This is a genomic window from Actinomadura sp. 6K520, from assembly GCF_004349245.1.
Classification (GTDB): Bacteria; Actinomycetota; Actinomycetes; order Streptosporangiales; family Streptosporangiaceae; genus Spirillospora.
Genome location: NZ_SMLC01000039.1, coordinates 37371 through 52201 on the forward strand (window position 1 = coordinate 37371; position 14831 = coordinate 52201).

At 72.1% G+C, this 14831-nt stretch carries 15 protein-coding genes; 6 read left to right on the top strand and 9 right to left on the bottom strand.

Annotated features, from left to right (window positions below):
• Window positions 1-77: 77 nt before the first annotated feature.
• The 4 genes from E1289_RS13500 to E1289_RS13515 form a co-directional block, all read right to left on the bottom strand.
• Window positions 78-1820 carry a DEAD/DEAH box helicase gene (locus tag E1289_RS13500; RefSeq protein WP_131979898.1) on the bottom strand — a complete coding sequence of 581 codons (1743 nt, stop codon included), beginning with the start codon at window positions 1818-1820 and terminating at the stop codon, window positions 78-80.
• Between the two features lie 36 nt (window positions 1821-1856).
• Window positions 1857-2789 carry a zinc metalloprotease gene (locus tag E1289_RS13505; RefSeq protein ID WP_243712804.1) on the bottom strand — a complete coding sequence of 311 codons (933 nt, stop codon included), beginning with the start codon at window positions 2787-2789 and terminating at the stop codon, window positions 1857-1859.
• A 293-nt stretch (window positions 2790-3082) separates the two neighbouring features.
• Window positions 3083-3343, bottom strand: coding sequence for a DUF3039 domain-containing protein (locus E1289_RS13510; protein ID WP_131979858.1), 261 nt, complete (start codon window positions 3341-3343; stop codon window positions 3083-3085).
• Window positions 3344-3352: 9 nt separating this feature from the next.
• Window positions 3353-3928, bottom strand: coding sequence for a YqgE/AlgH family protein (locus tag E1289_RS13515; RefSeq protein ID WP_131979860.1), 576 nt, complete (start codon window positions 3926-3928; stop codon window positions 3353-3355).
• A 169-nt stretch (window positions 3929-4097) separates the two neighbouring features.
• On the opposite strand from E1289_RS13515, the gene E1289_RS13520 reads away from it, so the two are divergent.
• A complete protein-coding gene (locus E1289_RS13520; protein ID WP_131979862.1) occupies window positions 4098-4742 on the top strand; it encodes a hypothetical protein in 645 nt (214 codons plus the stop codon).
• Window positions 4743-4770: 28 nt separating this feature from the next.
• On the opposite strand, the gene E1289_RS13525 is transcribed toward E1289_RS13520, so the two are convergent.
• The 3 genes from E1289_RS13525 to E1289_RS13535 all read right to left on the bottom strand — a co-directional run bounded on the left by E1289_RS13525 (window position 4771) and on the right by E1289_RS13535 (window position 7499).
• Entirely contained in the window at window positions 4771-6174 is a 1404-nt protein-coding gene (locus E1289_RS13525; RefSeq protein ID WP_131979864.1) for an NAD-dependent malic enzyme, read from the bottom strand.
• A 116-nt stretch (window positions 6175-6290) separates the two neighbouring features.
• Window positions 6291-6437: a hypothetical protein gene (locus tag E1289_RS13530; protein ID WP_131979866.1), complete on the bottom strand. Its 147-nt coding sequence runs from the start codon at window positions 6435-6437 to the stop codon at window positions 6291-6293.
• A gap of 120 nt (window positions 6438-6557) precedes the next feature.
• Entirely contained in the window at window positions 6558-7499 is a 942-nt protein-coding gene (locus E1289_RS13535) for a tetratricopeptide repeat protein (RefSeq protein WP_131979868.1), read from the bottom strand.
• Between the two features lie 471 nt (window positions 7500-7970).
• On the opposite strand from E1289_RS13535, the gene E1289_RS13540 reads away from it, so the two are divergent.
• Complete coding sequence (locus E1289_RS13540) at window positions 7971-8798, top strand: ATP-binding cassette domain-containing protein (protein ID WP_243712805.1); 828 nt, start codon at window positions 7971-7973, stop codon at window positions 8796-8798.
• Window positions 8791-10044 (top strand): hypothetical protein, encoded by a 1254-nt coding sequence (locus E1289_RS13545; RefSeq protein WP_131979872.1) that lies wholly within the window; start codon window positions 8791-8793, stop codon window positions 10042-10044. The genes E1289_RS13540 and E1289_RS13545 overlap by 8 nt, the downstream gene beginning before the upstream one ends.
• Here the strand turns inward: E1289_RS13545 and E1289_RS13550 are convergent.
• The gene (locus tag E1289_RS13550; RefSeq protein WP_243712806.1) at window positions 10030-10323 is read right to left on the bottom strand and encodes a DUF3817 domain-containing protein; all 294 of its coding nucleotides are present in this window, start codon (window positions 10321-10323) and stop codon (window positions 10030-10032) included. The two genes, E1289_RS13545 and E1289_RS13550, sit on opposite strands and share 15 nt — an antisense overlap.
• A 138-nt stretch (window positions 10324-10461) precedes the next feature.
• Between E1289_RS13550 and E1289_RS13555 the strand changes: the two genes are divergently transcribed.
• Window positions 10462-11166 (top strand): DUF4230 domain-containing protein, encoded by a 705-nt coding sequence (locus E1289_RS13555; RefSeq protein WP_131979876.1) that lies wholly within the window; start codon window positions 10462-10464, stop codon window positions 11164-11166.
• 40 nt (window positions 11167-11206) lie between these two features.
• Here the strand turns inward: E1289_RS13555 and E1289_RS13560 are convergent, their stop codons facing one another.
• Window positions 11207-12385 (bottom strand): acetyl-CoA C-acetyltransferase, encoded by a 1179-nt coding sequence (locus E1289_RS13560; protein ID WP_131979878.1) that lies wholly within the window; start codon window positions 12383-12385, stop codon window positions 11207-11209.
• Between the two features lie 106 nt (window positions 12386-12491).
• Between E1289_RS13560 and mce the strand changes: the two genes are divergently transcribed.
• Window positions 12492-12914 (top strand): methylmalonyl-CoA epimerase, encoded by a 423-nt coding sequence (gene mce, locus E1289_RS13565; protein ID WP_131979880.1) that lies wholly within the window; start codon window positions 12492-12494, stop codon window positions 12912-12914.
• A 341-nt stretch (window positions 12915-13255) separates the two neighbouring features.
• On the top strand, window positions 13256-14593 hold the full coding sequence (locus tag E1289_RS13570) for a DivIVA domain-containing protein (protein WP_131979882.1): 1338 nt from the start codon (window positions 13256-13258) through the stop codon (window positions 14591-14593).
• Window positions 14594-14831: the final 238 nt, after the last annotated feature.

A 14831-nucleotide genomic window follows, 5' to 3' on the forward strand; every position in this document is an offset into this window, starting at 1 on the left:
GCGCGCGTGCCCGCGCAGGCGGAAACCGGCGCCCGCCCTGCCGGTGCGCGTCCCCCGCTCGCCCCCGGCCGGGGACGTCAGTGGCGGCGTTTCGCGGCCCATTCGCGGATCTTGGCGATGCGCTTCCGCACGTCCTCGGCGGTGGCCTGGGCGATGGCGGGGCCGCCGCACGCGGCGCGGAGTTCGGTGTGGATGACGCCGTGCGGCTTGCCGGTGCGGTGGTTCCAGGCCCCGACGAGGCCGTTCAGCTCCCGGCGGAGGGCGGCGATGTCCTCGGCGGCGGTGCGGTCGGCGCGGGGGTCGCCGGTCTTGCGCTTGCGCTCGCCGGCGATCTGCTCGGCCTGCCGCTTGCGGAGCAGCGCCGACACCTGCTCGGGTTCCAGCAGGCCGGGGATGCCGAGGTACTCCTCCTCCTCGGCGGAGCCCGGCTCGGCGTGCATGCCGAACTCGCCGCCGTCGTAGAGGACGCGGTCGAACGTGGCGGACGCCTCGACCGTCTCGAACGGCAGCTCCTCCCCCACGTCGGAGGTGTCCTGCCTGCGGTTGGCCTCGGCGAGGAGCTCGTCGTCCAGGCCGTCCTCCCGGACGGGACGGTCGAGGACGTGGTCGCGCTCGGTCTCCATCTCGGCGGCGTGCCCCATCAGCGTCGGCACCGACGGCAGGAAGACCGAGGCCGTCTCGCCGCGCCTGCGGGCGCGGACGAAACGGCCGATGGCCTGCGCGAAGAACAGCGGCGTGCTGGTGGACGTGGCGTAGACGCCGACGGCGAGGCGCGGGATGTCGACGCCCTCGGAGACCATCCGGACCGCGACCATCCAGCGGTCGTCGGTCTCCCCGAACTGCTTGATCTTCTTCGACGCGGTCGGGTCGTCCGACAGCACGACCGTGGCGCCCTGGCCGGTGACGGCGCGCAGCATCCTGGCGTAGGCGCGGGCGGCCTCGTGGTCGGTCGCGATGACCAGGCCGCCCGCGTCCGGGATGGCACGGCGCAGCTCGGTGAGCCGGCGGTCGGCCGCGCCGAGGACCTGCCCGATCCAGTCGCCCTTGGGGTCGAGGGCGGCGCGCCACGCCTGGGCGGTCTGGTCCTGGGTGAGCGGCTCGCCGAGCGTCGCGGTGATCTCGTCGCCGGCCCGGGTGCGCCAGCGCATCTCCCCCGCGTACGCGAGGAAGATCACCGGGCGGACGACGCCGTCGGCGAGGGCGGGGCCGTAGCCGTAGGTGTAGTCGGCGCGGCTGCGCCGGACGCCGTCCGGCCCCTCCTCGTACTGCACGAACGGGATCGGGTTGACGTCGGTGCGGAACGGCGTGCCGGACAGCGCGAGGCGCCGCGCGGCGGGCTCGAACGCCTCCCGGACGGCGTCGCCCCACGAGAGCCCGTCACCCGCGTGGTGGACCTCGTCGAAGATGACCAGCGACTTGCGCGACTCGGTGCGGTTGCGGTGCAGCGCGGGGCGCGCCGCGACGGTCGCGTAGGTGACGGCGACGCCGTGGAAGTCCTTGCCGACGGGCCCCTGCCCGTTCTGGTACTCCGGGTCGATCCTGATGCCGACGCGGGACGCCGACTCGGCCCACTGCCGCTTGAGGTGCTCGGTGGGGCAAACGACCGTGATCGCGGAGATGACGCGGCGTTCCATCAGCTCGCGGGCGAGGCGGAGCGCGAACGTCGTCTTCCCGGCGCCGGGCGTCGCGACGGTGAGGAAGTCGCGCGGGCCCGGCTTGGTGCCGTCCGTTCCGAAGTATGCCTCCAGCGCCTGCTGCTGCCAGGCGCGCAGGGACGACGCCGTCCCCCAGGCGGCCCGCTCGGGGAAGGCGGGAGGCATGCTCGATGCGGCGAAGGTGCTCACGGTCATTGAAGGCTACCGAGGCGCACCGACAGATCGTGCTCCGGTCGCCGGTCCTGTGCCGAGATCCACACTCCGGGCGCCGCGCCGCGGGCCGCGGTAGGCGGCCCACGCCGCCCGGATGCGGCGCCCCTGACCTGCGGTGAACTCCCTCATGCAGGCGTCGTGGGCGTAGTCCATGAAGTTGTGGATGGGGTCGCGGCCCCGCTGCCGGCAGGTGTCGCGGAAGCGCGGGCAGCCGTCCGCCGGCCGCGCCTCGTACGGGGTGTCGGCGATCCCGTCGCCGGGTGAGCGGCACCCGTTCTCGAACGTGTGGAAGAGGCCGAGCCAGTGCCCGATCTCGTGGACGGCCGTGTACCCGCGGTCGTAGTGGCGGAACGACCCGCCCGGCAGGCTGCGGTAGTCGATGACGACGCCGTCCATGTGCGGCTTCCTCCGGTACCACTGGGGGAACGTGGAGAAGCCCAGGACGTCCGTGCCCACGGCGGCGGTGTAGACGTTGAGCGTGCCGCGTCCTCCCTTGCGCAGCCGCCTCTTCATCGAGCTCTCGTACGTTCGCGGTCTGTAGAACCACGCCGCGCTGTTGGTGTGGCCGTAGCTGTCCAGACGGAACCGGACGCGGGTGTCCACGCCGCCCTTCGCTCCCCCGTACGCGGCGTTCAGCGTGGAGATCTGCCGGCGGACGTCGTTCTTCGACAGCCATCCGGTGCGTCCGTTGCGGATCACGTGGAACCGCACGGGGACGACGAGGCGGCCCGCCCGGCGCATCGTGGAGTCGAGGCGCCGTTCGTCGGAGGTGCCGTATCGGTCGGCGAGCGTCCGGCGGAGATCGGCGAGCATGGCGACGACCTCCTCGTGCCCGAGGTGGGCATGGTCGCGGGGACGCGTCCCCGGATGGGACGTCCGGGCGCCGGAGTCCGGGCCGCACCCGTCGTCCTGCTCCGTCACCGGCGCCGCCCGGACCCGTGACCGGTCACCCACCGGAACGGAAAGCGAACACATCGTAACCATCAGTGCGCACAGCGAAACCCCGGCCAACCGCCGCATACATCCCCCCGAATGTACGAACCCCGTATTTGTGTAATGGAAGTCCCGCGGTCAGCGTCTCACCGGGCAGAACCCGGCAAGGGACCGCTCACCGCGGGACCATGCGCGCGCACGCCGAAACCGACGGCGCGCCATCGGCCGCCTCCCGGCGGCCGGCTGCCAACGCTTCTCACCCTCGGCCGGATGAGAAGCGGTCACTCCTTGCCCTCGCCGCCCGACTTCATGGACTCGTAGATCTCCTTGCACTCCGGGCAGACGGGGTACTTCTTCGGATCCCGGTTCGGCACCCAGACCTTGCCGCACAGCGCGATCACCGGCGTTCCGGTCACCGCACTCTCGGTGATCTTGGCCTTCTTCACGTAGTGGGCGAACCGCTCATGGTCGCCGTCACCGTGCGACAGGTCAGGCCGTACATCGCGCTCGGTGTCGCTGTCGGGAAGGATCTTCGTACTCACGTGTTCACCTTAGTTCAGCGTGGGGTCCTCGGGAAAAGTGGAGACGAACGCCAGGTCGCCGCCCTGCCTGCGCAGCACCTCCTGCCAGAGCCGGTCCGGGTCTGCGGCGAAGACGTCCCCGGCCTCGGCCGGCACGAGGTACCACGAACCGTCCTCGATCTCGGCGCGCAGCTGACCGGCCGCCCATCCGGCGTAGCCGGCGAACACCCGCAGCTGCAGCAGTTCGGCGGCCAGCAGACCGGGCGGGGCCTCCAGGTCGACCAGGCCCACCCTGGACACCTCGGCGCCGCCGTCCAGCGCCCGCCACCCTAGCGGCTCCTCCTCACCGGGGAGACGGGCCAGGGCCAGCGCGTTCTCCAGCGCGACCGGGCCGCCCTGGAACACCACGGCGGGCCCGGTGGCGAGCTCGGCCCAGGGCGGCAGCACGCGGTCGACGGGAATCTCGGTCGGCCGGTTGAGGACGACGCCCAACGTGCCGCCCTCGCCGTCGTGCTCGACGAGCAGCACGACGCTCCGCCGAAAGTTGGGATCCTCCAGCTGAGGGGTCGCGACCAGCAGGAGCCCCACCCTGATGCCGTCTTCCATGGGTTCCATGATGCGTTGCGCCGACCTCCGGCGGCACGCTCCCCCACTCGTTAGCCTGTTACGCATTCCTATCGATGGGGATATCGGCACCACAAGGTCCTAGGTTAAGAATGATCTGGCATCACCGGCCACCCGCTTGGCGTACGCCGGGCGGCCAAGGAGGACAGCGATGCAGTTGCCGCGGGTCGTCATCGCCGCCGTGTTCGCCGTCATCGCGGCGCTGATCGCGGTCCCGGCCATCATCAACAGCACGTCGGGCGAGTCGAGCGCGTCCACCTCGGCCACCACGTCCGGCAGCCCGAGCCCCTCCGGGTCGGACACCTCACCGGCGCCGAACCCGTCCGGGACGTCGGCGTCGCCCCCCGCGCAGCCGGTGACCGCCTCGATCGGGTCGGAGGTCTCCTGCCCGGCCCGCACGGTGCAGGTCACCGTCCGCAACACCGGCGACCGCACCGAGGACTTCGGGATCGAGAAGAACGACGACACCGCCGCGATCCCCGGCGAGATCCCCGCGAACTCGACCCGGACGGTCGCCGTCAAGCTCCGCGAGGACCGCACCACCCGCGTCACCGTCAACTGGGCCAACAAGCGGATCGGCAGCGCGACCGTCAAGGCCGACTGCGAGAAGGCGGGCGCGGCGCCGGCGCCGACAAAGACACCGCCGGAAGAGCTCCCCAGCACCGGACCGGACACGGTCCTCTGGGCACGCGGCGCGACCGGCGTGGCCATCATCCTCACCGGCGCGATCATCTTCTGGTACGGCGGAATCTGGCCCCGCCGCCGCGAGCAGGTCTTCCCCAAGAAGGGGGGATGACCCGCTCGGGCTCCCGCTCCGCGGCCGGTCAGGCTTCGGTGCGGGGGCGGCCGCCGGCTGCTTCGCGGACGGCGCCGGCGACGAAGTTGCTGACGTCGGGGTGGAAGACGCTGGGGACGATGTAGTTGGGCCCCAGCTCGTCGGGCGTCACGACCTCGGCGAGGGCCTTGGCGGCGGCGGCGAGCATGTCCATGGTGACGATGTCGGCCTGCGCGTCCAGGAGGCCGCGGAAGACGCCGGGGAACGCCAGCACGTTGTTGATCTGGTTGGGGTAGTCGCTGCGTCCGGTGGCGACGACGGCGGCGTGCTCGCGGGCCTCGTCCGGGTCGACCTCGGGCTCGGGGTTGGCGAGCGCGAACACGATCGCGTCGTCGTTCATCGTGGCGATGTCGTCGCCGGTCAGGATGCCGGGGGCCGAGACGCCGATGAACACGTCCGCGTCCTTGACGGCGCCGCGCAGGTCGCCCGCGTAGCACTCGGCGTTGGTGTGGTCGGCGATCCAGGACAGCGAGTCGTCCATGTCCTCGCGGCCCTTGTGGACGGCGCCCAGGTAGTCGCAGACGACGAGGTCGCGGGCGCCCGCGTGCATGAGCAGCTTCAGGATGGCGGTGCCGGCGGCTCCCGCGCCCGCCATCGTGATGCGGACGGAGCCGATGTCCTTGCCGACGACGCGCAGCGCGTTGGTCAGCGCGGCGAGCACGCAGATCGCGGTGCCGTGCTGGTCGTCGTGGAAGACCGGGATGTCGAGCAGCTCGCGCAGCCGGGCCTCGACCTCGAAGCAGCGCGGCGCGGAGATGTCCTCCAGGTTGATGCCGCCGAACGCGGGCGCGAGGATCTGGACGGTCCGGACGATCTCGTCGGTGTCCTGGGTGTCGAGGCAGATCGGCCACGCGTCGATCCCGGCGAACCGCTTGAACAGGGCCGCCTTGCCCTCCATGACGGGCAGCGCGGCCTCCGGGCCGATGTTGCCGAGGCCGAGCACGGCCGAGCCGTCGGTGACGACGGCGACGCTGTTGCGCTTGACCGTCAGCCGGCGGACGTCCTCGGGGTTGCGGGCGATGGCGAGCGAGACGCGGGCGACGCCCGGCGTGTAGGCCATCGACAGCTCGTCGCGGTTGCGCAGCGGCACCTTGGACTGCATCTCTATCTTGCCGCCGAGGTGCATCAGGAACGTCCGGTCGCTGACCTTGTGGATCTTGACGGACTCGATCTGCTCCAGCGCGGCGGCGATCGCCTCGGCGTGCTGGGTGTCGCGGGTCGCGATCGTGACGTCGATGCGCAGCGTCTCGTGGCCGGCGGTGTTGACGTCGAGGGCCGTGACGATGCCGCCCGCGTTCTCGACGACGTGGGTGATCTGGCTGACGGCCCTGCCGCCCGCCGGCACCTCCAGCCGGACGGTGATGGAGTACGACACGCTCGGCACGCTCGCCACGGCAAATGCTCCCTCTGCTCCGGGTTGTCCACGCGTCCCGCGCGCCTCGCTCCGGTCCGGGGCGGGCGGGCCGGGACGGTGCGTCCGGGGGCCGCGGCCCGGTCGCGTCCCGCGGCTCACACCGCCGGGGCCGCGACGACGATCACGGGCACGGGCGGCCCCATGGTGTCGATCACGAGGTGGTAGAGCCGCGGATCGGCGGGGTCGGCCCCGTAGCAGTGCTGCACGCAGGCCGTCCGGGCGCGGTCGTTGCCACCGAGCATACGCTCAACATCGCGATCGGGTGACCCGCTCCGCGCAGCTCGTCCCGCCCGGGAAACGCCCCCCGGGAGCAACTGGGTTCCAGGGGGCGCCCCCTGGCAGAGCACAGCCCCCGGGCTGGCTCAGAACAGGGCCGACTGGAGGGAGCGGCGGGCCTTGGTGACGCGCGGGTCGTCCGGCGGGAGGAGCTCGAACAGCGACAGCAGGTGCTTGCGCGCCGCGTCGCGGTCGTCCCCCGCGGTGCCGCGCACCGCGGTCACCAACCGCTCGAACGCCTGCTCCATCAGGCCGGACACCATCTCCACGTCCGCCGCGCGGATCTGCGCCTGGACGTCACCGGGCTTCGCGCCGGCCTCCTGGAGGGTGCGGTCCGGGTCCAGCGACTGCACCCGCCGGCTCAGCTCCACCAGCGCGACACCCTGCTTCGCCTGCGCGTTGCGGGGGTCGGCGGCGAGCATCTCCTCGAACGCGGCCTTGGCGCCCTCCAGGTCACCGCGCTGCAGGGCGTCCTCGGCCCGCTGGGTCACCGGGTCGGCCATCGGCGCGTCCGCCGCACCGGCGGGCTGCTCGCCCTCGGGGGCGTCCGGCAGGATGCCCTCCTTGCGGAGCGCCTCGAAGAGCTGGTCGATGGCCTGGCGCACCTGCGGCTCGGGGGCCGCGCCGTTCAGGAACGGCAGCAGCTGCCCGGCGACGACCGCCGCCACGAACGGGATGCCGCGCACGCCCATCTGCTGCATGTACGCGCCGAGCTGCGGGTTGGCGTCGATGTCGACCTTGGCCAGGATCCACTGGCCGGCCGCCTCGTTGGCGAGCTTCTCCAGGATCGGCCCGAGCTGTTTGCAGGGCCCGCACCATTCGGCCCAGAAGTCGACGAGGACGGGAACGGACTGCGACCGCTCCACGACCTCGGTGTTGAAAGTCTGGTCGGTGACGTCCACGACGTACTGGCCGCCGGCCGCACCCGCGCCGCCGGACTGGGCCTGGCGTCCCTGCTGCTTCCTGGCGGCCGGCTGACGCGCCCCCAGGTCGATGGCCCCGTGCAACGAAAAGTCCCGAGAAGGCATGGGTCCATCCTGCCCCATGAGCGCACGTGACCGTGCGCCCGTACGCTCCCAGCGGAGCGCCGCGCCCGGCGAGCACGCCGGGCACGCCCTAATTTGTTGCACAATTCGACTGTTGTCGGCTTTTTTGGAATTCGCCGTCCCGAACGGCAGGCAAAGATTCGAGACGTCCTGCCGTAAAGGCGAAAAGATTGCTGGCAGCCATCACCAAGCCCGGTTATAGTCACGATGTCGATGCATCGCGGCACGGCAAAAGCGACCGCGTACCGGGCCGCCGAACGGCGGCCGGAACGGCGGGCACCGCGTGGCAGGGTTGGGGGACCGCGGCCACCGGAGGTACCCGGACACGGGAATCGCGCCCGGCGCCGCGAGGGCATGACGAGCAATGGGGGGAAACTTGTGATCGCGGAGCATTCCGTGATCGTGGCCCGAGGAATGGGTGTCCGCCGCGGGGGGCGGTGGCTCCTGCGCCCGGTGACCTTCGGCGTGCCCGAAGGCGTGGTCGGCTTGGCCGGTCCACCTGGTGCCGGTAAATCCACTCTGCTGGCCACGTTCGCGACCTTGCGCAGGCCGAACGCCGGCGTGCTGCACATTCTCGGACACGACGTCGCGCACGCCGCCGGGGTCCGGGCCGCCCGGGCCGCCATCGGCTACCTGCCCGCCCGGTTCTCCCGGGCGGAGCACATGACGGCCGGGGAGTTCGTCGAGTACGCGGCCTACTACAAGCGGACGAGCGCGTCCGCCGCGCGTTCCATGGTGCGGCGCCTCGACCTCGGCGAGGCCGCCGGCACCGAGCTGGCGCTGCTGCCGCCCGACGTCCGGCTGCGCGCCGGTCTCGCCGCGGCGTGCGTCCACGAGCCCGAGCTGGTGCTGCTGGACGACCCGTTCGGCGAGCTGTGCGCCGCCGCCGAACCCTGGCCCACCGGCGCGGGCGGCCCCGGACGCCACGCGCTGACCGCCGCCATGGCGGAACTCGTCCCGGTGCTGCGCACCCTCGCCCCGACGGTGCTCGTCACGGCCGACGCACCCGAGACGCTCACCGGCTGGTGCGACCGCCTCCTCACCCTCGCCCGGGGCCGGCTGACCGAGCACGCCACCGGCTCGGCCGGCGCCCGCCGCGGCCGGAGCGCCGCCGACCGCCGCGCCGCCGACCCGGCCGGCCCGCCGCCCGCGCGCCTCCCGGCGGAACGCCGGCCCGCGCGGCTGGCGCCGCCGCAGATGACGCTGCCCAGCGTGCCGCTGCCGCAGCTGACGAGGCTCCGGGTGCGCAGGCCGCCCGCCGGAAGCGCCACCGGTGTCTGACCTCGGGCGGGTGCTCCGGCTGGACGCCCGCCGCTCGGCGCTGCTGGTCGCGATGCCGGTCCTCACCGCGGTGGGGACGGCGGCCGCCGCGCCGTCGCTCTACCCGGCGGTCGCCTACTGGGACAACGCCGTCGTCGCCCTGGTCAACGCGGTCCGCTTCGTGGGCCCGGTGGCCGCGGCACTCGCCGCGTGGACGACGGTCCGGGAACGCCCGCTCGACTACCTGCGCGACCTCACGGCGCGGTCCCCCGCCACCGGGGCGCTCTTCGACCTGCTGCTGCTGTCCGCCGCCGCGCTGCTCTCCTACGCCACGGTCACGATGCTGGTCGTCGTATTCACCCTCGCCCAGGACGGTGCCGGGCACCTCCACCTGGTGGGCGTGGCCGCGGGGGCGGGTTCGCTCGTCCTGCACGTCGTCGCCGGCTACCTGATGGGACGCGCCGCACCGCACCGCGCCACGGCCGTCCTCGTCCTCGCCGTGACGTCCCTGTGGGCCGCGCTCCGCGTCCCCGGCATGTCGTGGTGGAGCCTGCTCCCCCCGGCGGCGTTCGACCACATCGCCCTGTTCACCACCCTGCGCCCCCGCGTGCTCCTCGACCAGGTCACCTGGACGGCCGGGCTGACCACCGCGCTGGTCCTCGGCTACGTCATGTGGGTGACGCGGCGGTTCCTGATCGTCCTCCCGCTGCTGGTGGCGCTGGGCGCGACGGGCACCGCGACGCTCGGCCTCCGCGCCTCCGGCGGGACGGTCACGCCCGTCCACGCCGAACCGGTGTGCCGGGAATGGCCGATCACCGTGTGCGTCCACCCCGCGCTGGACGACGCGCTGCCCGTGCTGACGGCGGCGGCCACTCCCCTCGCCGCGCGCCTCAGCGACACGCCCGGCGCGTTCACGCGCGTGGAGCAGCGCCCGGCGTGGAAGCCCGTCTCGGTGTCGGACGGCGTCGCCACCGTCCACCTGGACGAAACGCTCTCGCCCGGGTACGAGTCACGTGCCGTCCGGCAGATCAGCCGCAGCCTCCGCGACGCCCAGGCGTGCGCCGCCTCCCCGGACACCCCCGACCACTACCGCGCGCTGGTCGACGCGTGGCTCCTCGGCGAGGATCCGCCGGCCGTCCCCGACGCCCGCGCCGCCCGCCGCTTCGCCTCCTGGAGCGAGGCACGCCGCCGCGCCTGGCTACGGCTCAACTTCGCCGACTACCACTCCTGCGCCCTGACCTCCGCCGACTTCCTAGGGGGCGCTTGACGCCGGCGCGCTCGTCGTGTGCGGGGGCCTGGTCCAGTGGCGCTCGACGAGGAACGGCGCGACCGGGAGCACGGCCGCACCCAGGGCGAGGACCGTGCGCTTGATGTCCCAGCGGAGCGCGTCGCGGACGAGGAAGACCATCCCCACGTAGGCCATGAACAGGACCCCGTGCAGCGGGCCGACCAGTTGGACGCCCACCTCCGCCTCCGCGCCGTACTTCAGCGGCATCGCGATCAGCAGCAGGACCAGGAAGGACACCGCCTCGGCGATGGAGACCAACCGGAAAACGCGAATCATGTCCACGCCGGGAGGAACGCGCAGGTCCCCGGCCGGGTTTCGCGGCGGGCTATGGCTTCGCTCACATCGACCTAACCGGCTCGACAGGTAAGAGGCGGTCCTTCCGGGAATGTCCCGTACATGGCTCGCTCGGAAACGAAGAACGACTCGCCCCGGAAGTCGTCCGCCGTCCGGTCCCGCTCCCGTTGGCGCGGACTGCTCACCCCCGCCCTGCTCATCATCGCGACCATCGCGATCGTGCTGGTGGCCCAGCAGGCGCTGCGCGGCCTCCCCGGATGGCTGAACCCGTTCGGCGTGGAGACGAAGGACCGCAGCGGGCCCGTCCTGCTGAAGTCGATCCGCGACCTGCACCGCTACGAGGCGGCCAGCGGCAACTTCCAGGTCGTCGTCGACCTGGAGAAGGACGCGAAGTTTCTGCCGGACTCCCTGCGCGGCAACCGCACGCTGTTCGTCGGCAACGGCTCCGTCGACGCCTACGTCGACTTCTCCAGGGTGGGCGACGGCGCCGTCAAGGTGAACGGCGACCGGACGGCCGCGACCATCACGCTGCCGCCCGCGCAACTGGAGCGGACCAACCTCGACCAGAAGAACAGCTACGTCTACTCCACCGAGCGCGGCCTGATCGACCGCTTCGGCGACTTCTTCAGCAGCAACCCCAACAACCAGCAGCAGCTCTACGTCCTGGCCGCCCAGAAGATCCAGACCGCCGCGGCCCAGAGCGGCCTGAAGCAACGCGCCGACGCCAACACCAAGACGATGCTGGAGAACATGCTCAAGGCCCTGGGCTTCACGAAGGTGACCGTCCAGCAGTCCAACACGCAGTGACCCGCCCTGCCGTCAGCGACAGACGCGCCGCCCTCAGGTGTCAGACACGAATAACCAGAGCATCTCCTTGGCCGCCGCCGCCGCAGAGGCCGGCGGCGCCGATGCCGCCGCCGCGGCGCTTCAGCTCGTAGGCCAGGGCCAGGACGATGCGGGCGCCGGACATGCCCACCGGGTGGCCGAGGGCGATGGCGCCGCCGTTGACGTTGACCTTGTCCGGGCCGACGCCGAGGTCGCGCATCGACTGGATGCCCACGGAGGCGAACGCCTCGTTGATCTCGACGAGGTCGAGGTCGCCGACGTCCAGGCCCTCCTTGCCGAGCGCGTGCTTGATCGCGTTGGCGGGCTGGGACTGCAGTGAGTTGTCGGGGCCGGCGACGTTGCCGTGCGCGCCGATCTCGGCCAGCCACGTCAGCCCGAGCTCCTCGGCCTTGGCCTTGGCCATCACCACGACGGCGGCGGCGCCGTCGGAGATCTGCGAGGACGAGCCGGCGGTGATCGTCCCCTCCTTGCCGAAGGCGGGACGCAGCTTCGCGAGGGTCTCGGGGGTGGTGTCGCCGCGCACGCCCTCGTCGGCGGAGAACACGACCGGCTCGCCGCGCCGCTGCGGAATCTCGACGGGCGCGATCTCGTCGTCGAACAGGCCGTTCTTGATGGCCTCGGCGGCGCGCCGGTGGGAGCGGGCGGAGAACTCGTCCTGCTCCTCGCGGGAGATGTCCAGCTTCGCGTTGTGGTGCTCGGTCGACTCGCCCATGGAGACGCCGTCGAACGCGTCGGTCAGCGCGTCGTAGGCCATGTGGTCGAGGACCTCGACGGAGCCGTACTTGTAGCCGCCGCGCGACTTCGGCAGCAGGTGCGGGGCCTGCGTCATCGACTCCATGCCGCCGGCGACGACGATCTCGAACTCGCCGGCCCTGATCAGCTGGTCGGCGAGCGCGATCGCGTCCAGGCCGGACAGGCACACCTTGTTGATCGTGATCGACGGGACGCTCATCGGGATGCCCGCCTTGACGGCCGCCTGCCGGGACGGGATCTGGCCCGCGCCCGCCTGGAGGACCTGGCCGAGGATCACGTACTGGACCTGGTCGCCGGAGATCCCGGCGCGCTCCAGCGCCGCCTTGACCGCGTGCGCCCCGAGGTCGGCCGCGGAGAAGTCCTTCAACGAGCCCGTCAGGCGCCCGATGGGGGTGCGTGCTCCGGCGACGATCACGGACGTGGTCATGTGGGGGCCTCCAGGGTGGTGCTGCGGCGACGTTTGCCACCATACCCAGGAGAACCTTGTTCGGTTCAGTTCGCCCCGCCTGGCCGCCCGAGTAGGGAGAAAGCCCATGCTGACCCGTATCGACCACATCGGTATCGCCTGTCACGACCTGGACGCCACCGTCGAGTTCTACAGGGCGACCTACGGCTTCACCGACGCGCACTTCGAGGTGAACGAGGAGCAGGGCGTCCGGGAGTGCATGCTCAAGATCAACGACACCGGCGACGGGGCGGCGAGCTACCTGCAGCTGATCGAGCCGATCCGGGACGACTCGCCGGTGGCCAAGTGGCTCGCGAAGAACGGCGAGGGCGTGCACCACATCGCGTTCGGGACCGACGGGACGGTCGAGGACGAGGCGGCCGGCATCGCGGGCCGGGGCGTCCGGGTCCTGTACGACGCGCCGCGCGGCGGATCCATGGGATCCTTGATCAACTTTTTGCACCCCAAGGACTGCCACGGCGTCCTCACCGAACTGGTGCAGAAGCGCTGACGGGGCCGCATGATCTTCGAGTGCCGCCGCCACGGGGGTGCGACCGGATCGTGACGTGTTCGATATCACGGTGACGGACGGCGGGCCGTTGACTGCCGCTCTGTGACCGTTCCGCCACATCTGGTGCATTTGTGGTGCCCGTACCTGGGCCGGGACCGACCCGGAGACGAGGGCCATAAAAGGGACAAAACACGCAGCGCGTCAAGATGAGCCCCCAACACGGCAGTGTCCGGAGTACGCTTCATTCGCCGGAAGAGGTCTGGGGCACTGCGCCCGTCATGCCAGGCGATCAACCGGTCCCCGGAACCACCCGTAGCCCCGTCACATCAGGATTGAGCCACATGCAGTCCGACATCGACGCCCAGCTCAGCAACTTCTTTGAAGACACGCCCCCGCGCGAATTCGACGTGGTGCTCCGCGGCTACGACCGGCACCAGGTCGACGAGCACATCAAATCGCTCGACAACGAGGTCCGGCAGACCCGCGAGCAGACCCAGGCCCTGCAGCGGGAGCTGTCGGACGCCCATCGTCAGCTGCAGGAGCAGGAACGCCCCACGTACTCCGGTCTCGGCGCGCGCATCGAGCAGCTGCTCAGGCTCGCCGAGGAGCAGGCCACCGAGCTCGTGCAGGCCGCCCGCTCCGAAGCGAACGAGATCAAGGCCGCGGCCAAGGTCGACGCCGCCGAGCAGCGCGCCACCGCCGAGAACGACGCCGCGGAACTGCGCGCCAACGCCCAGCGCGAGGGCGACGACATGCGCAACGCGGCCGAGCGCGAGGCCGAGGAGGTCCGCACCTCCGCCCGCCGCGAGGCCGACGAGCTGACCTCCACGACCGAGCGCGAGGTCGCCAAGCTGCGCGCGACCGCCGACCACGAGGTCGCCGAGAAGCGCGCCGCGGCCGAGCGGGAGATCGCGAAGCTGCGCACCACCACCGAGCGCGAGGTCGCGCAGCTGCGCGCGTCCACCAAGCGCGAGCGGGACGAGATCCTCACCACCGCCAAGCGGCAGGCCGACGAGATGCGGGCCCAGGCCCAGCGCATCCTGGAGGAGAGCGAGGCCCAGCGCGCCCAGGCCGAGGCCGAGTTCGAGATCCAGCTCGCCGCCCGCCGCGAGGAGGCCGACCGGCAGGACGCCGAGCGCCACTCGGCCGCCCAGGCCGCCACGCAGAAGCTCGTCGCCGAGGCCGAGCAGCGCGCCGCGTCCGCCGAGCAGCGGGCCGCCAAGGCCACCCAGCAGGCCGAGCAGACCCGGCGCGAGGCCGACTCGCACGCCAAGCAGCTCATGGCCAACGCGCGCAAGAACTCCGACAACGTCATCGCCGAGGCCAAGGCGCAGGCCGAGCAGCTGCTCGCCGAGACCAAGGCCGAGGCCGACCGCGTCCGGACGGCGGCGCAGCGCCAGGTCGACGAGCTCACGCGCCAGCGCGACAGCATCACCAGCCACCTCAACCAGCTGCGTCAGCTGATCGGCGGGGTCGCCCCGAACCTGGGCGGCGACGCCGAACTGGCCGCGCCGCCGGAGCCCGCCGCGATCCCCGCGGCGGAGCCCAAGCCGGCCCCGCAGCAGGCCGAGCCGCCCCGGCAGCAGCCCGCCGCCCAGCAGGCGAAGCAGGCCCCGCCCGCCAAGCAGGCCCAGGCCAAGAAGTCCGACGAGGACGACGAGGACTGGTGGCAGGAGTGAACCGGCCGGCCGCTTGACGACGGCCGACACGTGACGGGAAAGCCTAGAGGCAGCGGAAACGCCTCTAGGCTTTCCGTCGTCTGACCCAGTAGCGCACTGTCCGCGGCTCCGGACATGTGCATGGGAACCGCAGGACGGAAGAGGAGAGCGGCGTGTCCGACGAGACCCCCCACGAGGACGGGCCTGAGGCGAAGCCCGGCTCGGGCCGCCCCGCCACCGGCCGCAAGGTCCCCGCTCC